Source organism: Novosphingobium arvoryzae (assembly GCF_014652615.1).
Lineage (GTDB): Bacteria > Pseudomonadota > Alphaproteobacteria > Sphingomonadales > Sphingomonadaceae > Novosphingobium > Novosphingobium arvoryzae.
In genome coordinates this window covers 284,778-306,191 of record NZ_BMZD01000004.1, presented here as the reverse complement: position 1 = coordinate 306,191, position 21,414 = coordinate 284,778, and the positions used below count along the sequence as shown (strand labels likewise).

General features: G+C 65.5%; 23 protein-coding genes. 11 read left to right on the top strand and 12 right to left on the bottom strand.

What is annotated here, in order from left to right:
* Positions 1-77: 77 nt before the first annotated feature.
* From IE113_RS10890 to IE113_RS10880, 3 genes are all read left to right on the top strand, one after another.
* Positions 78-266, top strand: a complete 189-nt coding sequence (locus tag IE113_RS10890) for a hypothetical protein (RefSeq protein WP_189541317.1) — start codon at positions 78-80, stop codon at positions 264-266.
* Positions 256-615 (top strand): hypothetical protein, encoded by a 360-nt coding sequence (locus IE113_RS10885; RefSeq protein ID WP_308430060.1) that lies wholly within the window; start codon positions 256-258, stop codon positions 613-615. The genes IE113_RS10890 and IE113_RS10885 overlap by 11 nt, the downstream gene beginning before the upstream one ends.
* Positions 616-697: 82 nt before the next feature.
* On the top strand, positions 698-1,306 hold the full coding sequence (locus IE113_RS10880) for a 2OG-Fe(II) oxygenase (protein ID WP_189541315.1): 609 nt from the start codon (positions 698-700) through the stop codon (positions 1,304-1,306).
* 6 nt (positions 1,307-1,312) lie between these two features.
* On the opposite strand, the gene IE113_RS10875 is transcribed toward IE113_RS10880, so the two are convergent.
* The 7 genes from IE113_RS10875 to IE113_RS10845 all read right to left on the bottom strand — a co-directional run bounded on the left by IE113_RS10875 (position 1,313) and on the right by IE113_RS10845 (position 8,531).
* The gene (locus IE113_RS10875) at positions 1,313-2,251 is read right to left on the bottom strand and encodes a D-2-hydroxyacid dehydrogenase (RefSeq protein ID WP_189541311.1); all 939 of its coding nucleotides are present in this window, start codon (positions 2,249-2,251) and stop codon (positions 1,313-1,315) included.
* A 47-nt stretch (positions 2,252-2,298) separates the two neighbouring features.
* The gene (cysS, locus tag IE113_RS10870) at positions 2,299-3,777 is read right to left on the bottom strand and encodes a cysteine--tRNA ligase (RefSeq protein WP_189541309.1); all 1,479 of its coding nucleotides are present in this window, start codon (positions 3,775-3,777) and stop codon (positions 2,299-2,301) included.
* 60 nt (positions 3,778-3,837) lie between these two features.
* Positions 3,838-4,509: a nitroreductase gene (locus IE113_RS10865; protein WP_189541307.1), complete on the bottom strand. Its 672-nt coding sequence runs from the start codon at positions 4,507-4,509 to the stop codon at positions 3,838-3,840.
* Positions 4,510-4,519: 10 nt separating this feature from the next.
* Positions 4,520-5,197, bottom strand: a complete 678-nt coding sequence (locus IE113_RS10860) for a nitroreductase (protein ID WP_189541305.1) — start codon at positions 5,195-5,197, stop codon at positions 4,520-4,522.
* A gap of 37 nt (positions 5,198-5,234) precedes the next feature.
* On the bottom strand, positions 5,235-7,049 hold the full coding sequence (gene cobT, locus IE113_RS10855) for a cobaltochelatase subunit CobT (protein WP_189541304.1): 1,815 nt from the start codon (positions 7,047-7,049) through the stop codon (positions 5,235-5,237).
* Between the two features lie 64 nt (positions 7,050-7,113).
* Complete coding sequence (fsa, locus tag IE113_RS10850; RefSeq protein WP_189541302.1) at positions 7,114-7,764, bottom strand: fructose-6-phosphate aldolase; 651 nt, start codon at positions 7,762-7,764, stop codon at positions 7,114-7,116.
* An 83-nt stretch (positions 7,765-7,847) separates the two neighbouring features.
* Positions 7,848-8,531, bottom strand: a complete 684-nt coding sequence (locus IE113_RS10845) for a DUF4197 domain-containing protein (protein ID WP_189541300.1) — start codon at positions 8,529-8,531, stop codon at positions 7,848-7,850.
* Between the two features lie 67 nt (positions 8,532-8,598).
* Between IE113_RS10845 and IE113_RS10840 the strand changes: the two genes are divergently transcribed.
* Complete coding sequence (locus tag IE113_RS10840; RefSeq protein ID WP_189541298.1) at positions 8,599-10,764, top strand: primosomal protein N'; 2,166 nt, start codon at positions 8,599-8,601, stop codon at positions 10,762-10,764.
* Here IE113_RS10840 and IE113_RS10835 read toward each other — a convergent pair.
* From IE113_RS10835 to IE113_RS10820, 4 genes are all read right to left on the bottom strand, one after another.
* Positions 10,761-11,264, bottom strand: a complete 504-nt coding sequence (locus IE113_RS10835; protein ID WP_189541296.1) for a hypothetical protein — start codon at positions 11,262-11,264, stop codon at positions 10,761-10,763. The two genes, IE113_RS10840 and IE113_RS10835, sit on opposite strands and share 4 nt — an antisense overlap.
* Before the next feature lie 80 nt (positions 11,265-11,344).
* Positions 11,345-12,394 (bottom strand): bifunctional transcriptional activator/DNA repair enzyme AdaA, encoded by a 1,050-nt coding sequence (locus IE113_RS10830; RefSeq protein ID WP_229822291.1) that lies wholly within the window; start codon positions 12,392-12,394, stop codon positions 11,345-11,347.
* Between the two features lie 83 nt (positions 12,395-12,477).
* The gene (locus IE113_RS10825) at positions 12,478-13,290 is read right to left on the bottom strand and encodes a TauD/TfdA dioxygenase family protein (RefSeq protein ID WP_229822290.1); all 813 of its coding nucleotides are present in this window, start codon (positions 13,288-13,290) and stop codon (positions 12,478-12,480) included.
* 78 nt (positions 13,291-13,368) lie between these two features.
* Positions 13,369-14,049, bottom strand: coding sequence for a dienelactone hydrolase family protein (locus tag IE113_RS10820; RefSeq protein ID WP_189541292.1), 681 nt, complete (start codon positions 14,047-14,049; stop codon positions 13,369-13,371).
* A gap of 157 nt (positions 14,050-14,206) precedes the next feature.
* Between IE113_RS10820 and IE113_RS10815 the strand changes: the two genes are divergently transcribed.
* The 7 genes from IE113_RS10815 (at position 14,207) to IE113_RS10785 (ending at position 20,134) form a co-directional block, all read left to right on the top strand.
* Positions 14,207-14,761 carry a F0F1 ATP synthase subunit delta gene (locus IE113_RS10815; protein WP_189541290.1) on the top strand — a complete coding sequence of 185 codons (555 nt, stop codon included), beginning with the start codon at positions 14,207-14,209 and terminating at the stop codon, positions 14,759-14,761.
* 32 nt (positions 14,762-14,793) lie between these two features.
* Positions 14,794-16,323 carry a F0F1 ATP synthase subunit alpha gene (gene atpA, locus IE113_RS10810; protein WP_189541288.1) on the top strand — a complete coding sequence of 510 codons (1,530 nt, stop codon included), beginning with the start codon at positions 14,794-14,796 and terminating at the stop codon, positions 16,321-16,323.
* Positions 16,324-16,346: 23 nt separating this feature from the next.
* Positions 16,347-17,222: a F0F1 ATP synthase subunit gamma gene (locus tag IE113_RS10805; RefSeq protein WP_189541286.1), complete on the top strand. Its 876-nt coding sequence runs from the start codon at positions 16,347-16,349 to the stop codon at positions 17,220-17,222.
* Between the two features lie 30 nt (positions 17,223-17,252).
* Positions 17,253-18,722: a F0F1 ATP synthase subunit beta gene (gene atpD, locus IE113_RS10800; RefSeq protein ID WP_189541284.1), complete on the top strand. Its 1,470-nt coding sequence runs from the start codon at positions 17,253-17,255 to the stop codon at positions 18,720-18,722.
* A gap of 6 nt (positions 18,723-18,728) precedes the next feature.
* Entirely contained in the window at positions 18,729-18,986 is a 258-nt protein-coding gene (locus IE113_RS10795; protein ID WP_189541282.1) for an ATP synthase F1 subunit epsilon, read from the top strand.
* Between the two features lie 85 nt (positions 18,987-19,071).
* Complete coding sequence (locus tag IE113_RS10790) at positions 19,072-19,410, top strand: hypothetical protein (RefSeq protein WP_189541280.1); 339 nt, start codon at positions 19,072-19,074, stop codon at positions 19,408-19,410.
* Complete coding sequence (locus tag IE113_RS10785; RefSeq protein WP_189541278.1) at positions 19,403-20,134, top strand: class I SAM-dependent methyltransferase; 732 nt, start codon at positions 19,403-19,405, stop codon at positions 20,132-20,134. The genes IE113_RS10790 and IE113_RS10785 overlap by 8 nt, the downstream gene beginning before the upstream one ends.
* A gap of 4 nt (positions 20,135-20,138) precedes the next feature.
* Here the strand turns inward: IE113_RS10785 and IE113_RS10780 are convergent, their stop codons facing one another.
* Positions 20,139-21,407, bottom strand: a complete 1,269-nt coding sequence (locus IE113_RS10780) for an LTA synthase family protein (RefSeq protein ID WP_189541277.1) — start codon at positions 21,405-21,407, stop codon at positions 20,139-20,141.
* Between the last annotated feature and the right edge of the window lie 7 nt (positions 21,408-21,414).

The following is a 21,414-nucleotide window of genomic DNA, read 5'->3' as shown; positions in this document are numbered from 1 at the left end:
ATTTCGGCTTGAATTACTAGGGAAATTCCCACGGCGATTCGTCCGTCGCCGCCCATCTGACCAGAGGAGCCGCCCTTATGCTGTTACGCCGGATCGAGAAGTTCCTGCGCGAAACCGGAATGCCCTGGACCAAGTTCGGGCGACTGGCCGCACACGATCCGCGCTTCGTGCAGGACTTGCGCAATGGCCGCGCGCCGCGCGCCAAGACCACCTCACGCGTGGAACATTTCATGAACACTTATCGCGAGGAAGCCCGTGCAAATTGATCCTGCCGCCACCCGGTCGATGCAATCCGCCGTCCGCCGCAGCCCCTGGCTGTTGCTGCTGTCCACCCTGCTGGAACTGGCGCAGGGCAAGGCCGAGCTGGTCCGCCATGCCGAGCGCAGCTGGGCGAGCGCCACCTTTTCCGGCACCCGCCACACGGTTGTCCTGTCCTTCACCGGGCTGGAGGCCGTCGCCGCCGGTGAAGCGCTGATTGAGCTGCTGCCCGACCACGAATTCGCCATCCCCCGGCAACTGGTGGCCGATGCCAACGTGATCGCGGTGGACCACACCGCCCTGCCCCAGCCGCACCTGCAACTGGAAGTGGAACTGCTGCTGCTGGAGGATTGCTGAAACGGCCCGCTCCGGCCTATGCTGAGGCTGCACAGCCGCGCGGCATGGGCCGGGCCGGTTCAGGCGCAGGAACAGACAACCGATGGCAGGCCCAACGCCCCGCACCGCGATCTTCGATCAGTTCCTGCCAGAGACCCTGCATCGCCAGTTGCTGGACTACACGCTCGCCAGCGAAGCCGATTTCATCCCCTCGGGCGTGCATGTGGAGGGCGAGGCAAAGGTGCGCGATCACTATCGCATCAGCCACTATCATCCCGATGGACTGGGCCCGCTCAAGAAAACCTTCCGCGCCGTCGCCGACGATAATTTTGCCCGCCTGTGCGATGGCGCGGGGGTCAAGCCGTTCGCGATCGACTGGATCGAGGTGGAACTGGCCGCGCACGGCGACGGCGCGTTCTTTCTGCCGCATATCGACACGTACACCGGGCGCGGACGCGGCACGCAGAACAGCGACCGGGTGCTGACGGCAGTCTATTACTTTCACCGGGAACCAAAGGGGTTCAGCGGCGGCAATCTGGAAGTCCACCCGTTCGGCGGCGGTCCGGCCTGTCAGGTGATCGAACCGCAGCAGAACCGAATGGTCTGCTTTGCCTCGACCGTGCTGCACCAGGTCAGCGCGGTTTCCTGCCCCAGCGGCAAGTTCGAGGACAACCGCTTTGCGCTGAACTTCTGGTATCACCGCGCGAAGTAGGCGCGCTCAATACCCCAGCGACGGATCGAAGCGGTTTTCCAGCGGCAAGCCCGCGTGCCAATGGGCCAGGTTGTCGAGGAACCGTTCGGCCCCACGCGCCATCATCAGGGTTTGCGACCGCCCCGACAGGTGCATGGTCACTTCCACGTTGTCAAAGCTCCACAGCGGATGGTCGGCGGGCAGCGGTTCGGGCGTGGTCACGTCCAGAAACGCCCCGCCCAGGTGCCCGGCGCGCAGGGCATCGACCAGCGCATCCTGATCGACGACGGCCCCGCGCGCCACGTTGACCAGCTCTGCCCCCGGCTTCATCGCCGCGAGTTCCGCCGCGCCGATCATGCCATCGGTCTCCGGGGTGGCCGGGACCGCCAGGATCACCCAGTCGAATTCCTGCAAGCGGGGGCGCCAGTCGTCCGGACCCAGCGTACCGGGGCCGGCATTGCGGCGCACCTTGATCACGCTCACCCCGAATGCGGTCAGCCGCGCATCGACCAGTTGCCCGATTGCGCCATAACCCAGAATCAACGCCTTGCTGCCCGCCAGCTCGCGCTTGCCGGGGGCGTCGCGCAACCATTCATGCCGGTCCTGCGCGCGCACCACTTCGCGGTAGCCCTTGGCGCGGGAAAGCATTCCCATCACCACGTATTCGGCAATCGTCAGCGCGTTGATCCCCGCGCCGTTGGTCACCGTCACCCCGCGCTCGATCAGCAGGTCAGCGGGCAGGAAATCCAGCCCGGCAATGATCGAATTGAGCCATTTCAGCCGCGTTGCGCGGGTAATCGCCTCGACCATGTCTTCCTTGGCGTGCATGTCGAACCAGCCGATTTCGGCCTGCGGGGCCAGGTCCATCGCCTCGCCCTTGGTCGCATACCAGCGCACATCCAGCCAGTCCGGCAACCGGCCTTCCAGCAGCGGCTTCAGCATGGCGTTGAGCACGGCGACGGTCATCGGCAATTCTCCCAGTTGATGCGTCCCGGTTCGCGCGCCGGGATCGTTCAGCTACCCAGCTTCCATTCCCAGCCCAGCGGATCACCGTCCATGACCTCGACCCCTTGCGCGGCGAGTTCGTCGCGCAGCGCATCGGAACAGGCAAAGTCCTTGGCCGCACGGGCTTCCTTGCGGGCCGTCAGTGCGGCTTCGATCTCCGCTTCGGTGATCGTCGCCGCCTTGGGCCGGATGCGCAATTCCGCGCGGTCCAACTTGCCAAGGCCAAGGCCCAGCACCCGGTCCATATGCACGGCAGCCGTCACAACGCATTCCGGCGCAGTGCCCTTCAACGCCAATGTTTCCTCCAGCACGGTCAAGGCATCAGCCGTGTTGAGATCGTTGGAGATCGCCGCATCAAAGCGGGCGACGAGCGCATTGGTCACGCGTTCGCGCTCCCAGCTGTCGCCGGGGGTGAGGCGCCCTTCGGTCAGCCGGTCAGCCCACTTGCGATGCGCCATCAGCATCCGCTTCAGGCGCGTCAGCGCCGCCGCCAGCCCTTCCCACGAAAACTCCAGCTCGCTGCGGTAATGCGCCTGCAGGCACATCATCCGGTAGGCGAGCGGGTGATAGCCCTTGTCGATCAGCAATTGCAGCCGCAGGAATTCACCCGACGACTTGCTCATCTTGCCGCTGCGCTCGACCAGGAAGTTGTTGTGCATCCACACCCGCGCGCCGCTGTTGGCCGGGTCGGACAGGCCGCCCGCGCAGCAGAACGCCTGGTTCTGGGCGATTTCGTTGGGGTGGTGGATTTCGCGGTGGTCGATCCCGCCGGTGTGGATATCGAACGGAAAGCCCAGGAGCTGGCCCGACATCACCGAGCATTCCAGGTGCCAGCCCGGCGCGCCCCGCCCCCACGGGCTGTCCCATTCCATCTGGCGCTTCTCGCCCGGCGGGGTCTTGCGCCAGATCGCGAAGTCGGCGGCGTGGCGCTTGCCTTCCACCGCCTCGATCCGGCCTTCTCCCTCATCGGTCTGCGCACGGGCGAGACGGCCATAGTTCTCGACCGACCCGGTATCGAAATAGAGCCCGCTCTCCAGCTCGTAGCAGTGCTTGTCCGCGATGCTTTTCGCGAACTCGATCATCTGCGGCACGTAATCGGTGGCGATCGACCAATGCGCGGGCTGGCGGATGTTCAGCGCCTTGATGTCGGCCCAATAGGCTTCGGTATAGTGCTTCGCGATGTCCCAGATGGATTGCGCGTTTTGCGCCGCCATCTTTTCCATCTTGTCCTCGCCCGCGTCGGCATCGTCGGTCAGGTGGCCGACGTCGGTGATGTTGATCACGTGGGTGAGCTTGTAGCCCTTGAACGACAGTGTCCGCCCCAGCACGTCGGCAAAGACATAGGCGCGCATGTTGCCGATGTGCGGGTAATTATAGACCGTCGGCCCACAGGTATAGACGCGCGCCTCGCCGGGGTGGACGGGCTGGAACGGCTCCAGCTGGCGGGTCAGGCTGTTGAACAGCTTCAGGGGGGCAGCGTCAGTCATGCGGCGAGGCCATAAGTCGGCCTCGCGCCTTCGACAAGCGCCTGCGGTGGATCAGGATCTTCAGAAGCCTTCCCAGCGGACCACTTCATCCAGCGGAGCGCGGGGCACGGGAAACTGGTTGATCGGCAAACTGCGGTCACCATGCCCGATGGCCAGCCCGCAGAAGAAGATGTGGTCGTCGGGAATGTCCACGCATTCGCGGATCTGCTTCGTGTAAACCGCCCAGGCTTCCTGCGCGCAGCTGTCCAGCCCTTCCTCGCGCAGCAGCAGCATCACGGTCTGCAGCCACATTCCCATGTCCGACCACTGCGGCGGCCCCATGTAGCGCGGCGTGTGGACCAGCATCAGCACCGGGGCCCCGAACGCCTGGAAGTTACGGGCGAACCATTGCATCCGGCTGGCCTTGTCCTCACGCGGGATGTCCAGCGCGGCATACATCGCCTCGCCCACGCCAAACCGGCGCTCCTGATAGGCGCCGTCCAGTTCAGGCGGATAGATGTTGTATTCGGGCGAATAGGCCGCCAGCCCCTGCGGGATCACGTCCGCGACCTTGCCCAGCAACGTCTGCAGCGGCGCGCCGGTCAGCAAAACCGCATTCCACGGCTGGGTATTGCCCCCGGACGGGGAACGCTGCGCCCGTTCCAGCACGCGCGTCAGCACCGCCCGGTCAACCGGCTGGTCCAGAAATGCGCGGATCGAGCGGCGCGAGGCGACAGCGTCGGAAACGTTCATGCCGATGCCCTTATTCGAAGCCGAGGAACCTGACCTTGCCGTCTAGCGGCTCGCGCTTGCGGTCAAAGTGGTTCACCGGGTCTTCCTCGTCCTGATAGCCAATGGCGATCCCGCAGAAGAAGATGTGGGTTTCATCCGATACGCCCAGATGGTCCTTGATGACCTTGGAATACATCGAGAGGAATTCCTGCGGGCAGGAATCGAGGCCCTGCTCGCGCAGCAGCAGCATGATCGTCTGCAGCCACATCCCCACGTCCGACCACTGCGGCGCACCCATGACGCGCGGGAAATAGACCATCAGCACGGCCGGAGCATCGAACGAGACGATGTTGCGGGCCATGAAGTCCGCACGGCCTTCCTTGTCGCCGCGTTCAACCTGCAGGGCCGCATACATATCCGCGCCGACCTGCTGCAGGCGGGCGAGGCATTCCGGAATGACTTCCGGATCGCTCCACGAATATTCCTTGGGGTCCTGCGGCGGCGTGACCTTCATCTTTTCCTGCAGCTGGCGCAGCGGCTCCCCAGTCAGGATCGCGCCTTCCCACGGCTGGAAATTGCAGCCGGACGGCGTCCAGCGGGCGGTTTCCATGACCTGCCGCAGGATATCGAGGGGAACGGGCTTGTCGCTGAACGCCCGGATCGAGCGGCGCGACATGACGGCTTCGGTGACGGTGGTGCTTTTGCTCATCCGCGTTTAATTGTTCGGTTAAACGCGGCGGTCAAGCCTATTCGTCCTCGAACAGGCCCGCCAGCTGCTCGATCATCGTCCCGGCCAGTTGCTCGACATCCATGATCGTCACCGCGCGGCGGTAATAGCGGGTCACGTCGTGGCCGATGCCGATGGCGACCAGTTGCACCGGCGACTGCTTTTCAATCCAGTCGATCACCTTGCGCAAGTGCTGTTCCAGATAGCCCGCGCTGTTCACGCTGAGCGTGGAATCATCGACCGGCGCGCCGTCGGAAATGACCATCAGGATGCGGCGATCTTCCGGCCGTGCGAGCAGACGGGTGTGCGCCCAGAGCAGCGCCTCGCCGTCGATGTTTTCCTTCAGCAGGCCTTCGCGCATCATCAGGCCCAGGTTCTTGCGCGCCCGGCGATAGGGTTCGTCCGCCTTCTTGTAGATGATGTGGCGCAAATCGTTCAGGCGGCCCGGATGCGCCGGCTTGCCCCCGGCCAGCCATGCCTCGCGGCTTTGCCCGCCCTTCCACGCGCGGGTGGTAAAGCCCAGGATCTCGGTCTTCACCCCGCAGCGTTCCAGCGTCCGCGCCATGACATCGGCGCTGATCGCGGCGATCGAAATCGGCCGGCCGCGCATCGAGCCGGAATTGTCGAGCAGCAAGGTCACGACCGTGTCCTTGAACTCGATGTCACGCTCCACCTTGTAGGACAGCGACTGCCCCGGCGAGATCACCACGCGGGCCAGCCGCGCGGCGTCCAGCAGGCCTTCCTCCTGGTCGAAATCCCAGCTGCGGTTCTGCTGCGCCATCAACCGGCGTTGCAGCCGGTTGGCCAGCTTCGTAACGACGCCCTGAAGCCCCTTCAGCTGCGCATCCAGATAGGCCCGCAGGCGGTTCAGCTCGTCCTCGTCACACAGGTCGGTCGCGGCGACGACTTCGTCGAAGCTTTCGGTAAAGGCCTTGTAATCGAAGTTGGCGGGAATGTCGGTCCACGGCCGGTTCGGGCGGACGGGCATCATGCCTTCCTCGCCCTCGTCCCCGGCCTCGCCCTCGGCCGAATCGTCCTCCATCTGGGATTCGGCTTCGCCCTCGCCGTCGTCCTCACCCTCGGTGGGTTCGGCAGCGACTTCGCTGGGCGACTGCTCCTCGCCCGCCTCGCCCTCGTCCGGCTGGTCTTCGGACTGGTCCTCGCCGTCCTGTTCCTCGCCTTCCTCGGTGCTCGGCTCCATCGGCTCGGCCTTGGTCAGCTCAAGATGCTGGAGCATGTTGAGCGCCAAGCTCTGGAACGCCTTCTGATCGTCGATGGAAGCGGCCAGCGCATCGAAATCACCGCCCGCGCGCTCATCGATCCAGCCGCGCAGCATGTCGACCCCGGCCCGCGCCGCTTCAGGCACCGGCTGGCCGGTGAGCCGTTCGCGCAGCAGCAGCGACAGCGCCGCGGACATCGGCACTTCGTCCGCCCGCACCGCGCGGGTGATCGGATCGCCACCGACCCGCACCATCAGCGCCGCGTCGAGATTGTCGCGCATCCCCTGATAGGCGTTTGCACCCAGTGCTTCATACCGCACCGTTTCCACCGCGTCGTAACAGGCGCGGGCAGTGGGTTCGGCAGGCGCGTTCCTGGCGTGCAACTGTTCGTTGTGGTGCCGCACCTTCAGCGTGAAGCTGTCGGCAAAGCCGCGCGCTTCCATCGCCTGTTCGCGCGGCAGGTTGCGCCCCGGCATCGGAATTCGGAAGTTCTTGCCATTCTGGATCGGCGTATCCGCCGTCCAGGCCACCTCGATCTCCGCATCGTGCGACAGCGCACGGGCAGTGCCGGCCAGCACCGACTTGAAGCGATCGAGGGGGGATTCGTCTGACATGGGCCTCGTGAAACCTAGCTTGGGGCTAACCCCGCATCACCACGCGATTACAGCGAATGCCAGATCAGAGCGACTGGCCGGTCTTGGCCCAGTCGGCCATGAAGCCTTCGATGCCCTTGTCGGTCAGGACGTGCTTGAACAGGCCCTTGATGACGGACGGCGGCGCGGTCATCACGTCGGCGCCGATCTTGGCGGCTTCCAGCACATGAACGCCGTGGCGCACGCTGGCGACCAGGATTTCGGTCGCGAAGTTGTAATTGTCATAGATCAGGCGGATGTCGCTGATCAGGGCCATGCCATCAAAGCCGTTGTCGTCATGCCGGCCCACGAACGGCGAGACGAACGTTGCCCCCGCCTTTGCCGCCAGCAGCGCCTGATTGGCCGAGAAGCACAGCGTGACGTTGACCATGGTGCCGTCGCCGGTCAGCGCCTTGCAGGTCTTCAGGCCGTCAATCGTCAGCGGTACCTTGATGCAGACATTGTCCGCGATCTTGCGCAGGATTTCCGCCTCGCGCATCATCCCTTCGTGGTCCAGCGCAACGACTTCGGCGCTGACCGGGCCATCGACGATACCGCAGATTTCCTTGGTCACTTCGATGAAGTCGCGGCCCGACTTCATGATCAGCGACGGATTGGTGGTCACACCGTCCAGCAGGCCAGTGGCGGCCAGTTCCTGAATGTCGGCGATTTCGGCAGTGTCGGCAAAGAACTTCACGGGTGCAGGCTCCTGATGGCGAGTCAACCGCCGCTATAGGCAAGCCCTGCCCCCCGGCCTAGACCTTAAAGCAAGCCCCGTCCTTAAAGCACCTTCAGCGCGGCGATCAGCAGCGGATCGTTCGTCGCCTGCGGATTGGCCCGAATCGCGGCTTCTTCCGTGCCGATCTGATACCAGATCGAATTGTCCGCGCCGATGGCGACCGATTGCGCCACCGCGCCCACATCCACACCCGTCAGCGCGGCAATGGCCTGACTGACGATGGGATCTTCGGCCACGCGGATCGCATCGGCCAGGCCGGGGATCATCGCGTTGATCAGGCCCGGACCCATCTGCCGGCGCAGATAGGTCGTCGCGGCAGTCGGCCCACCCTCGATCAGGGCCAGCGCGTCCTCGATGGAAATGGTGCGAATCACCTCGGCCACCACTGGCGCGGCGCGCTCTGCCCCGCGTTCGGCCAGATGGTTGAGTTCGCGGTGGAGCCTGGCGCGGAACGGGCCAGACGTAAGGATGCCTTGCAGCACCCCGCCCCGGCTGCCGAACAGGTCCGGCAAGGCGATCCGGGCCACCTGGCTGTCCCAGAACCCGCCCGGCGCGGTCAGTTTGGCCAGCGCATTGTCGGCGGACAGCATCAGCAGGCGCCGCACGACTTCGACCAGGCTGTAGCGCGGCCCGGTCTGGCAGCCTGACAGTGCCAGCAGGCCCGTGGCGGCGGTTCCGGTCAGGAACAGACGGCGGGGAATCCGGTTTTCAACGGCGCTGTGCATGGCTTGGCTCCCTTTGAGGAATCGAGACTGTCGCGCCTCGGCGCCAGACCCCATATAGGCGGCGCAGATGAACCGCGTCCGACTCCTTGTCTTCAACCCCGTGCTCAACGTGCTGGATTACCGCGTTCCCGATGGAATGGCGACTCCGCTGGGCGCGCTGGTTGTCGCCCCGCTGGGGCCGCGCCAGGTGCTGGGGATCGTGTGGGAGCCGGACCAGCTGGAGGGCGAGGCAGTGGCCGACAGCCGGCTGCGCCCGCTGCTGGAAGTGCTGCCCGTGCCCCCGATCCCCGCACCCTTGCGGCGGCTGATCGAATGGACGGCGGATTACTATTGCGCGCCGCTCAATGCCGTCGCGCGGATGATGCTGGGGCCGATGGCGGCGCTGCGCGGCGGCGGCACGGCCACCGAATACCGCCTGACCGGGGTGGAACCGGCGCGCCTCACCCCGCAGCGCGCCGCCGCGCTGGATGCCTTGCAGGGGGAACAGGCCTCGATCCGGGAACTGGCGGAACTGGCCAGCGTATCGGACGGCGTGCTGCGCGGGATGGTCAGCGCCGGAATGCTGGAAGCGGTGACGGTGGACCTCGACCGTCCCTACCCCCGCGCAAACCCGAAACACGCCGCGCCGGACCTCAGCGACGAACAGGCGGCGGCAGCGGATACCTTCGTCGCGGCGGTGCGGGACGGCGGATTTCAGCCCTTCCTGCTCGACGGGGTAACCGGCTCCGGCAAGACCGAGTGCTACTTCGAAGCCGTGGCCGAGGCGCTGAATACCGGCAAGCAAGTGCTGGTGCTGCTGCCCGAAATCGCGCTCACCGAAAACTTCCTGCGCCGGTTCGAGGCGCGCTTTGGCGTGCCACCCGTGTTGTGGCATTCGGGCCTCAAGCAAAGCGAACGGCGGCGCGCGTGGCGGGCGATCGTGGCGGGGCAAGCGCAAGTCGTGGTCGGCGCGCGCTCGGCGCTGTTCCTGCCCTATGCGCGGCTGGGGCTGATCGTGGTCGACGAAGCGCACGAAGTGTCGTTCAAGCAGGATGACGGCGTGCGCTACAACGCCCGCGATGTCGCCGTGATCCGCGCGCGGTTCGAAGGCATTCCGGTGATCCTAGCCAGCGCCACCCCGGCGCTCGAATCGCTGCAACTGGCCGAAAGCGGGGTTTACCGGAAGATCGACCTGCCCAGCCGGTTCGGCGGGGCCGAGCTGCCCGACATCCAGATCGTCGACTTGCGCAGCGAAGCGCCGGAACGCGGCCACTGGCTTTCCCCCCGCCTGGTCAGGGAACTGAAGCTGCGGCTGGAACGGGGCGAGCAATCGCTGCTGTTCCTCAACCGGCGCGGCTATGCACCGCTGACGCTGTGCCGCCACTGCGGCTATCGCTTTCAATGCCCCAACTGCACCGCCTGGCTGGTCGAACACCGCCTGTCGCGGCGGCTGGCCTGCCACCATTGCGGCCACGAAGTGCCGGTGCCCGATGCCTGCCCCGAATGCCACACGCCCGATTGCCTGGTCGCCTGCGGCCCCGGCGTGGAGCGGATCGCGGATGAAGTGGCGGAAATCATGCCCGACGCGCGAGTCGCCATCGTTACGTCCGACACGCTCAACACGCCGGAGAAGATTGGCGAATTTGTCGCGGCGGCGGAGGAAAAGCTGATCGACGTGATCGTCGGCACCCAGCTGGTGACCAAGGGCTACCACTTTCCCGAGTTGACGCTGGTGGGCGTGGTCGATGCCGATCTGGGGCTGGAAGGCGGGGATCTGCGGGCGGCGGAGCGGACATATCAGCAGGTCGCGCAAGTCGCCGGGCGCGCCGGGCGCGGGGAAAAGCCGGGCGAAGTCCTGATCCAGACCCGCCACCCCGAAGCCACCGTGATTGCCGCGCTCGCCGCGGGGGACCGCGACGCGTTCTACGCCGCCGAGGCCGAAGCCCGCCGCGATGCCGGGGCGCCGCCGTTCGGGCGCTGGGCCGCGATCATCGTCAGTAGCGAGGACGAGGCCGAGGCGCGCGATGCCGCCCGCGCCATCGGTGGCACCCGGCCCAACCTGCCCGACGTGATGATTCTTGGCCCCGCCCCGGCGCCGCTGTCATTGCTGCGCGGGCGCTATCGCTATCGCCTGCTCATCAACGCCCGGCGCAGCGCGCAGTTGCAGGACGTGATCCGGCAATGGCTGGGCGGCCTGAAATTCCCGCCGGGCGTCCGCGTCGGCGTGGATATCGATCCCTACAGCTTCGTCTAGGCTGGAACCAGTTCGGCCGCCGCCAGCAGGCGGTTGCCGTGGTCGGTCTCTTCCTTGCCGTTCAGCAGGAACAGGGCCGCGGCCTCGGCATTGGCGGTGTTCGCCGCCCAAACCTCGTAGAGCTTCTCTCCGCCGAACTCGCCCTGCGCCAGACCGGTCAGGGCTTCGCGCGTGATCGGGGCGAACGGGGCCAGGCCGTCCTGCAGATAGGGATTGTCCTCCGGCTGGGGTGGGTTGAACTCCTCGCCCGACACGATCCGGATCGCTTCGGATACCCGCCGCGCGTGGAGCATTTCCTCGCGCCCGTTGGCCTGGAGCAGGTCCACGATCCCGCTGATCTCGGTGCCCTCTGCCGTCTTGTAATAGAGCGCCATCGCCGCCGCCTCGGTCAGCACCATGACTTTCATGTCCAGCACACTCGGGGCAGTGACGGTGCCGATGTGGGCAAAGGCTTCGCGCAAGGTGGCGGGCGCCCCTTCGGGCAGGGTCATCACGGGCATCGGCGGGATTCTCCCAGTTCCTTTTGCGACAAAGCTATGCGTCCGCCGCCTCCGCCGCAAGCCTGCCGGAATTGCCAAGCCTACAGCAGATCATCATCCAGCGCGCCTTCACGCTGCAGCAGCGCCCGCTTCACCTCCAGCCCATACGCATAGCCGCCCAGGCTGCCGTCGCTGCGAATCACCCGGTGACAGGGGATCAGCACCGCCACGTTGTTGGCCCCGTTGGCGCTGCCCGCCGCGCGTACCGCGCCGGGGTTGCCCGCCGCTGCGGCCAGCTCCGCGTAAGAGCGGGTTTCTCCGGCCGGGATGCGGCGCAGTTCCCGCCAGACGGCCTCCTGAAAGGCCGTGCCCTTCACGTCGAGCGGGATGTGCGCGAAATCGCCGGGTGTCTCCACCGCGCGGATCACCTCGTCCAGCAGCCGGGCGAACTCGGCCCCGCCCGCAACCAGCTCCGCATTCGGAAACCGCGCTTCAAGCGCCGCGCGACCCTCGCCGAACGAGAGCCGGCACACGCCCTTGTCGGTGGCGGCCACCAGCATGTCGCCCAGCGTGGTGGGCACCACTGCCCAGCGGATCGTCACTCCGCGCCCGCCATTTGCCCATGCCGATGGGGTCATGCCCAACCTTCCCTCGTTAGCCGCATAGAAGCGCGACGGCCCGGAATAGCCCGCCGCATAGACCGCGTCCGTCACGCGCCGTTCTTCCGTCAAGGCCTGTGCCGCCCGCTCGGCCATCAAGGCGCGGGCGTAGGCGGCCGGCGAGAGCCCCGTATGGCGGGTGAACACCCGCTGGAAGTGCGTCGTCGAATAGCCTGTCTCCGCCGCCAGCGCGGCGAGCGCCAATGGCTGCTCGGCCGCGCGAATCGCGGCAATCGCGCCCATCACGGCGCGCTCATCGCGTGATACATCGTCAGGCAGGCAGCGCTTGCAGGGCCGCAATCCTGCGCCCCGCGCCGCCGCACCATCGGCAAAGAAGCGCACGTTTTCCCGCCGCGGATGGCGCGCGGCACAACTGGGCCGACAATAGATGCCGGTCGACAGCACCCCTGTGACGAACCGCCCGTCAAACGCACGGTCGCGCCCCAGCACTGCGGTCCAGCATTCGTCCGGGTCGATCATCGATACAGTCATGGCAACACTCCTTGCGGATGCAAGCCATGCCGCAATCGCACCGCTGCCGCCTCCCGACGCTTGCGGTCAAAGCGCCAACGGCATCAGGCCGCAATCGGCTCCCCGGTCAAGGTGATGCGGTGCATGACCCGCCGATGGCCGTGATAATCGTTCATCGCCAGGTGCCAGGTTGACCGGTTGTCCCAGATCGCCACGGTCCCCGGCCGCCATTGCAGCCGGCACTGGAACTCCTCGCGCTGCGGGACGCTGTAAAGGTATTGCAGCAGCGGCGCACTCTCTTCGCGCGTCCAGCCTTCGAAGTGAAGCGTGAACGCCTGGTTGACGTAGAGCAGCTTCTGCCCGGTCTGCGGATGGCGGATCACCACCGGGTGCAGCGCAAAGGTCTTCTGATCGTGCCCGCGCAATTCCGGCCCGATGTCGGTCTGCGCATATATCCCGTCGGCCGCATAGATGTGGTCAGCCGAATGAACCGCCCGCAGGGTCTCCAACGTTGCTTTCAACCCCGGCGAGAGCGATTCGTACGCCGCAGCCATGCTTGCGAACAGCGTGTCACCCCCGCTGGGCGGCAGTTCCCGCGCGACCAGGATCGAGCCCATCGCCGGAATCTGGTCATAAGAGTGATCGGTGTGCCAGCCGCCGCCGATATTAGTCAGCTGGGTCTCGGCCTTGCGGACCTCGGCGATTTCTGGAAACTCGGCATTCAGCGGAAAATAATTGTTCACGTCGATCCCGCCCCACCGGCGGCCCAGCTCGACGTGCTGCGCGGGAGACAGTTCCTGCCCGCGCGCCACCAGCAATCCGTGCCGGGCCACAAGCCGCTTGATCTCCTCCAGCCCCGCCGCATCCAGCGCGGCCAGCTGCGCTCCCGTCAGTTCCACGCCCACATGCGCGGACATCGGCTGTATTTCCATGGGCTCTCCCCCCGTTGTTATACCGCCGAGGCTAACGCCAAGCCCGCAAGCCGCGCAAGGGCTTCAGCCGCCCAGCGCCCGGAACAGCATCAGGGTCCGCTCTTTCGCCAGGTCCGCACTTTCCGGGTGATAATCCTTGCGGCGGTCGGAATTGAACCCATGTCCGGCTTCGTAGACAAATATCTGCGCGGTCGGGTGCTGCCGTTCGATCAATTTTTCGACCGGAGCGAAATCGACCAGCGGATCGTAACGCCCGAAGTGGCAGATCGTTGCACAGCGAGGCGCGTCGTCGGCAAAGCGGGTGGCGATGAAACCACCGTAATAGCAGGACGCCGCGTCCAGATCGTCGCAGGTTTGCGCCATTCGCCACGCCACCGAGCCGCCAAAGCAATAGCCGACGATGAACACCGGCCCGACCCGCTGCTTGAGCCAGCGGATCACCTGCGCCGTGTCGGACAGTCCCCGCTCCCAGTCATGCTCCTCCCGTGCGAGCTTGACCGCGCGCTCCCAGTCCGGGCCCGCATAACCCGCCGCGAATCCGGGCTCGACCCGTTCGAACAGGCCGGGCGAAATCACTTCATAGCCATCCTCGGCATATTCATCGCACAATTCGCGAATATGGTCGGTTACCCCGAAGATTTCCTGCACCAGCACCAGCCCGCCACGCCGGTTACCTGATGGAATCGCGTGATAACATGGCATTTCAAAGCCATCGCCCATGGTTACGCGGATCATCTCGCCCATCTTTGCACCTTTCCGGCATTCGTATTCGGGAATGTCCTAGCGCCAGCTTGCATCCATGCACAATCGTCGCTATGCGCGCCCCCGTCTGCGGGCCCGACGTGTATGTATTGCATGGCGCCATGTGCCCCAGCCCACCAGAGGTAAGGAATCGACGCGCGTGGAGAATTCCGGCGGCATTACGGCCAGCTTGCAAGGGCGCTACGCCTCTGCGCTGTTTCAGCTTGCCAGCGAGCAGAAGGCGGTTGCGGCCGTCGAATCTGACCTGGACAAGCTGGGCGAGGCAATCACCAGCTCGGCCGATCTTTCGGCCCTGATCAACAGCCCGCGCGTTTCGCGCGATGATGCCGCCAAGGTAATGGACGGAATCGTCAGCGTGCTTGGCCTGTCGCCGATCACCAAGAACTTCCTGGGCGTGCTGGCCAACAACCGCCGCCTGTCCGCGCTGCCCGACATCGTTCGGGCCTTCGCGTCGATCGCCGCCGCCGCACGCGGCGAAGTGACCGCCGAAGTGACCAGCGCCCACGCCCTCACCGCAACCCAGCTCAAGGCGCTTGCCGCGAAGCTGAAGGATCGCGAAGGCAAGGACGTGAAGATCAAGACTACCGTCGATCCCGAAGTGCTGGGCGGGCTGGTTGTCCGTATCGGCAGCACCCAGATCGACAGCTCGATCCGCACCCGACTCAATTCTCTCGCCCAGGCGATGAAGGGCTAAGGCCCCGCACGAAATTCGATGAAAGGCTGAACATGGAAATCCGCGCCGCTGAAATTTCGAAGGTCATCAAGGACCAGATCGCCAGCTTCGGCACCGAGGCCCAGGTCTCGGAAGTCGGTTCGGTGCTGTCCGTTGGTGACGGTATCGCCCGCATTCATGGTCTGGACCAGGTCCAGGCCGGTGAAATGGTCGAATTCTCGAACGGGGTTAAGGGCATGGCGCTCAACCTCGAAGCCGACAACGTCGGTGTCGTGATTTTCGGTTCGGACAGCGAAATCCGTGAAGGTGACGTCGTCAAGCGGACCGGCACCATCGTGGACGTTCCCGTCGGCAAGGGCCTGCTGGGCCGCGTGGTCGATGGCCTCGGCAACCCGATCGACGGCAAGGGCCCGATCGAATACACCGAGCGCAAGCGCGTTGAAGTCAAGGCGCCGGGCATCATTCCCCGCCAGTCGGTTTCCGAACCCGTCCAGACCGGCCTGAAGGCAATTGACGCCCTCGTTCCCGTCGGCCGCGGCCAGCGCGAACTGATCATCGGTGACCGTCAGACCGGCAAGACCGCCGTCGCGATCGACACCTTCATCAACCAGAAGGGCCCGAACGCCGGCACCGACGAATCGAAGAAGCTGTACTGCATCTACGTCGCCGTCGGCCAGAAGCGTTCGACCGTCGCGCAGATCGTGCGTCAGCTCGAAGAAAACGGCGCGATGGAATACTCGATCGTCGTGGCCGCGACCGCTTCGGAACCGGCTCCGCTGCAGTACCTGGCGCCCTACACCGGCGTGACCATGGGCGAATTCTTCCGCGACAACGGCATGCACGCCGTGATCGTGTATGACGACCTTTCCAAGCAGGCCGTCGCCTATCGCCAGATGTCGCTGCTGCTGCGCCGCCCGCCGGGCCGCGAAGCCTATCCGGGCGACGTGTTCTATCTCCACAGCCGTCTGCTGGAACGTGCCGCGAAGATGAACGATTCGCTGGGCGGTGGTTCGCTGACCGCGCTGCCGATCATCGAAACCCAGGCGGGCGACGTGTCGGCCTACATTCCGACCAACGTGATCTCGATCACCGACGGCCAGATCTTCCTTGAAACCGGTCTGTTCTATCAGGGCATCCGTCCGGCCATCAACGTCGGTCTGTCGGTGTCGCGCGTCGGTGGCGCCGCCCAGACCAAGGCGATGAAGAAGGTGTCCGGCTCGATCAAGCTGGAACTGGCCCAGTACCGCGAAATGGCGGCCTTCGCCCAGTTCGGCTCGGACCTCGACGCTTCGACCCAGCGCCTGCTCAACCGCGGTGCGCGTCTGACGGAACTGCTGAAGCAGGCCCAGTTCAGCCCGCTGCCGTTCGAAGAGCAGACCGTGTCGATCTTCGCTGGCACCAACGGCTACCTCGACGCCGTGTCGACCGCCGACGTGGTTCGCTATGAAGCCGAAATGCTCAGCTTCATGCGCGACAAGCACGCCGACGTGCTGGGCCTGATCCGCGACACCCGCGACTTTGGTGACGAAGCCAAGGCCAAGACGGTTGCCGCGCTCGACGCTTTCGCGAAGCAGTTCGCCTGATCCGATTGAAGGGGTAAGGCTTCATGGCCTCGCTTAAGGAACTCAAAGGGCGGATCAACTCGGTCAAGTCGACCCAGAAGATCACCAAGGCCAAGCAGATGGTCGCCGCCGCCAAGCTGCGCAAGGCTCAGGCCAACGCCGAAGCCGCGCGCCTCTATGCGGCGCGCCTGACCGAGGTCATGGGCAGCCTGGCGTCCAAGGTCACCGTGAGTGACAATGGACCCAAGCTGCTGGCCGGCACCGGCCAGGACCAGGTTCACCTGCTGGTCGTCGCCAACTCCGACAAGGGCCTGTGCGGCGCGTTCAACGCCAACATCGTCAAGGCCGCCCGGCTGAAGGCGAAGGAACTGGAAGCGGCCGGCAAGACCGTGCTGTTCTATCTGGTCGGCAAGAAGGGCCGCGCGGTCATCCGCCGCGAGTACCCGAAGGCCGTGCTGGCGATGTTCGACACCTCGGACGTGCGCGATCCGGGCTTCACCGAAGCCGAAAAGATCGCGAACGAGCTGGTCGCGCTGTTCGAAGCCGGCAAGTTCGACGTGGCGCACCTGTTCTACTCGAAGTTCCGCAGCGCGCTGGTGCAGGAACCGACCGAACAGCAGATCATCCCCGTCCCCGCTCCCAAGATTGCTGCTGCCGATACCGGCGCGGTGGTCGAATATGAGCCGGAAGAGGAAGCGATCCTCGCCGAGCTTCTGCCGCGCTACCTGCGCACCCAGCTGTTCGGTGCGCTGCTGGAAAACGCCGCGTCCGAACAGGGTGCGTCGATGACGGCGATGGACAACGCGACGCGCAACGCGGGCGAACTGATCAACAAGCTGACCATCCAGTACAACCGCAGCCGCCAGGCCGCGATCACCACCGAACTGATCGAGATCATCGCGGGCGCCGAAGCGCTCTGATCTGACTGAATTCTAGGCAAGGAACGAGACATGGCCACCGCAGCCAAGAGCAAGACCAAGACCCAGGCCGCCCCGACCGGCAAGATCAGCCAGGTCATCGGCGCCGTCGTTGACGTGACTTTCGAAGGCGAACTGCCGGCGATTCTTTCGGCACTGGAAACCGAGAATAACGGCAGCCGCCTCGTTCTCGAAGTTGCCCAGCACCTCGGTGAAAACACCGTCCGCACGATCGCGATGGACTCGACCGACGGTCTGACCCGCGGCCAGCCCGTGACCAGCACCGGCGCGCAGATTTCGGTTCCGGTCGGTCCGCAGACCCTGGGCCGCATCCTCAACGTCGTCGGCGACCCGATCGACGAGCGTGGTCCGGTCAACACCGACATGCGCGCCCCGATCCACGCGAAGGCGCCGGAATTCATCGACCAGTCGACCGAAGCGGCGATTCTTGTCACCGGCATCAAGGTGATCGACCTGCTCGCCCCCTATGCGAAGGGCGGCAAGATCGGTCTGTTCGGCGGCGCCGGCGTGGGCAAGACCGTGCTCATCCAGGAACTGATCAACAACATCGCCAAGGGCCACGGCGGCGTGTCGGTGTTCGCGGGCGTGGGTGAACGCACCCGCGAAGGGAACGACCTCTACCACGAATTCCTCGACGCCGGCGTTATCGCCAAGGACGCCGACGGCAACCCTACCCCGGATGGCTCGAAGGTGGCGCTGGTGTTCGGCCAGATGAACGAACCGCCGGGCGCCCGCGCTCGCGTCGCTCTGTCGGGTCTGACCATGGCGGAATACTTCCGCGACCAGGAAGGCCAGGACGTGCTGTTCTTCGTGGACAACATCTTCCGCTTCACCCAGGCCGGTTCGGAAGTGTCGGCACTGCTGGGCCGCATTCCTTCGGCGGTGGGCTATCAGCCGACCCTGGCGACCGACATGGGCGCGCTGCAGGAACGCATCACCTCCACCACCAAGGGTTCGATCACCTCGGTGCAGGCGATTTACGTTCCCGCGGACGACCTTACTGACCCGGCGCCGGCCACCTCGTTCGCGCACCTTGACGCCACGACCACCCTGTCGCGCGCGATCTCGGAACTGGGCATCTACCCGGCCGTTGACCCGCTTGACTCGACCAGCCGCGTGCTGACCCCGGCTGTTGTCGGTCAGGAGCACTACGACGTGGCCCGCCGCGTTCAGGAAACTCTGCAGAAGTACAAGTCGCTGCAGGACATCATCGCCATTCTCGGCATGGACGAACTGTCGGAAGAAGATAAGCTGACCGTCGCCCGCGCGCGCAAGATCCAGCGCTTCCTGTCGCAGCCGTTCCACGTGGCCGAAGTGTTCACCAACATCCCCGGCAAGTTCGTGCAGGTCGAAGACACCGTGCGTTCGTTCAAGGCGGTTGTGGACGGTGAATACGACCACCTGCCGGAAGCCGCGTTCTACATGGTCGGCGGCATCGACGAAGCCGTTGAAAAGGCCAAGAAGCTGGCCGAGGAAGCGTAAGACATCATGGCCCTCCACTTCGAACTCGTCACGCCTGCGCGCCTGGTCCGTTCGGACGACGTCCACATGGTCGTCGTCCCCGGTACCGAGGGTGAGTTCGGCGTGCTGGAGGGCCACGCGCCCTTCATGTCGACCGTCCGCGACGGTGCGCTGAAGGTTTACAAGACCGAAGGCGGCCAGCCGGAGGAAATCATGGTTCAGGGCGGGTTCGCCGAAGTGAGCGCCACTGGCCTCACCGTGCTGGCGGAACACGTCGAAGGCTGAGAAGCCTCCTGACCAAAGCGATCAAGGGCGGTCCCGCTGGGGCCGCCCTTTTCGTTTGGGCGGGCGCAGTGTAAGCCCCTTCCCCATGGCAAAGATCGACCGACTGGAGCGACTGGACGCGCACCGCAGCGAACTGGAAGCGGAATACACCGCCGCGCTGATCGCGGCCCTGCACGTGACTGCGGCGGGCAAGTGGGGCCTGTTCGACCATCAGGGCGATCGCCACGCCCGCAAGGTCGTTGCCCCGGTGATCGCCAACCTGACTGACCTGGCCGAGACCATCGACCGCATGCGCGACCAGCTGCTGATGCCCCCGTTCGAGCTGCACCAGCAATTCATGGCCGCTCGCGGTCCAGTCAGCTCGCAAGCCATGGGTGAGCCCAGGCAGGCACAGGCCTGGCTGGACCGGCTGGCCGGTGCCTGACCCCGCCTACGATACCATCGGCCTGAATTATGCCGACCTGCGCCGCCCGGATCCCCGCATCGCCGCCCTGATCGAGTGCGCGCTGGGCGGTGCGGAAACGGTCCTCAATGTCGGCGCGGGCACGGGCTCGTATGAACCGTCAGGGCGTAGCGTCACCGCGCTAGAGCCGTCCGCGACCATGATCGCGCAGCGCCCGGTTGGCGCGGCGCCGGCAATCCAAGGTCATGCCGAAGCCCTGCCCTTCCCCGATGACAGTTTCGATGCGGCCATGGCGGTGCTGACCGTCCACCACTGGAGCGACCAGCCGCAAGGCCTGCGCGAATTGCGCCGGGTGGCGCGCGGCCCCGTGGCAGTGCTGACTTTCGATCCGCTCGCCCGCCCCTGGCTGACCGATTACCTGCCAGAGCTGTCCGTGCTGGATGAAGCACAGATGCCCGCGATCGGCGATTACGCCCGCCACCTTGGCCCGGTCGACATCCAGCCCGTGCCGGTGCCGCGCGATTGCAGCGACGGGTTCCTCTATGCCTACTGGGCGCGTCCGGCAGCCTATCTCGACCCGCGCATCCGCACCGGCAGCTCCTCGTTCTGGAAGCTACCTGCCGCGCAGGCCGGGCTGGCGCGGCTGGAGCGCGATCTGGCCAGCGGTGCGTGGCACGAACGCTATGGCCACTTGCTGGAACAGGATGCGCTGGACGTGGGGTACCGGCTGATCGTAACGCGCTGAACGCTTACTTCGCGCGCAGGAACACCCACGGCACCTTGTCCCCATCGAACCGTTCCCGCGCCTTGCGCTGGAAGAACGGGGGCATGTGATCGCCCACGATCAGGATGTCGGTGGGGGGCAGTGCCGGGTCCATCGCCATGGCCGAAATCGCGTTGGCCAGCTGGTGATGGATCACGAAGATCCGGCACAGCATCGGCGGCCCGTCAGCCAGCACGGCCCCGCCGTGATCGCAATCGGTGGTGCCAAGCGAAGGATCGTCGAGCACCGGCAGGTGCGAATTGAGCGTTACCCAGTAATGCAACTGCGGCTGCTGCGCGTCCTTGATCCGCTGGCCGATGATCCCGGCGATGTCGTTGTCGCAAGCGCCCGGAAACACGCCGCCGCAAGGCTTTGCGCCGGCCTGAAGCGAGCGCTCGGCAAAATTGCGTTCCTGAATGCCCAGCTTGGGCCACCACTGATATCGGCTGAAGAACCAGCCGGGGAATGCATGCCAACCGGTGGTCTTGTAACCGGCAGCGGCATAGCGCTTTGGCAGGCAATTGGCGGCGGCGATGTCCAGCGTCAGATAATCGGCCCACTGGCTGCACAACTCGCGCATTTCGGCGGACGTGGTGGAGCCGTAGTACGGCGAAGTGCCGCGCGTCACGGTATAGCGCGTGCGCCATTCCGGACGGTTCCAGTCCGCCTCGAACAGACGGCGTTCTTCCTCGCCCGCCGGATTGCCCAGGGCCTCTACCAGCACGATCACCAGGTGGCGGCGTTCCTTGCCGGGCTGTTCCACCCCGGCCTGACGCACGGCAGAGGAGAACGGATTGCGCGGATCAGGAAGCCCTTGATAGCTGCCCGCGGTGCTGGCCGTCGCGCGATTGTCGATCATCGTCACGGCCAGAACGATCAGCAGGCCCAGCAGCCATGGCTTTGGCCCGGCAAAGCGCGGCACACGCGGGACCATGATCCAGCCCGCGATCAGCGCCGCCAGCACCACGGCCCCGCCGATCACGTAATCGGGCGAACGCAGCGGCTTTACCTCCAGCAGGAAGGGCAGCAGCAATTCATAGTTGTAGATCGTGATATTGAAGGTCTTGCTGACGTAGACCACGGCCATGGCCAGAGTCAGCAGCAGCAGCACGATCCGGCGCACGCGCAGCCACGGCAGTTGCGAAGCGACCAGCGCGGTCGCCCCCATGCCCAGCCAGAACCGCCCCATCGGCGGCCCGCCAATCGGCCAGGTCAGCATGACCACCAGCCCCGGCAGAACCAGCCAGACAAGCACCCAAAGC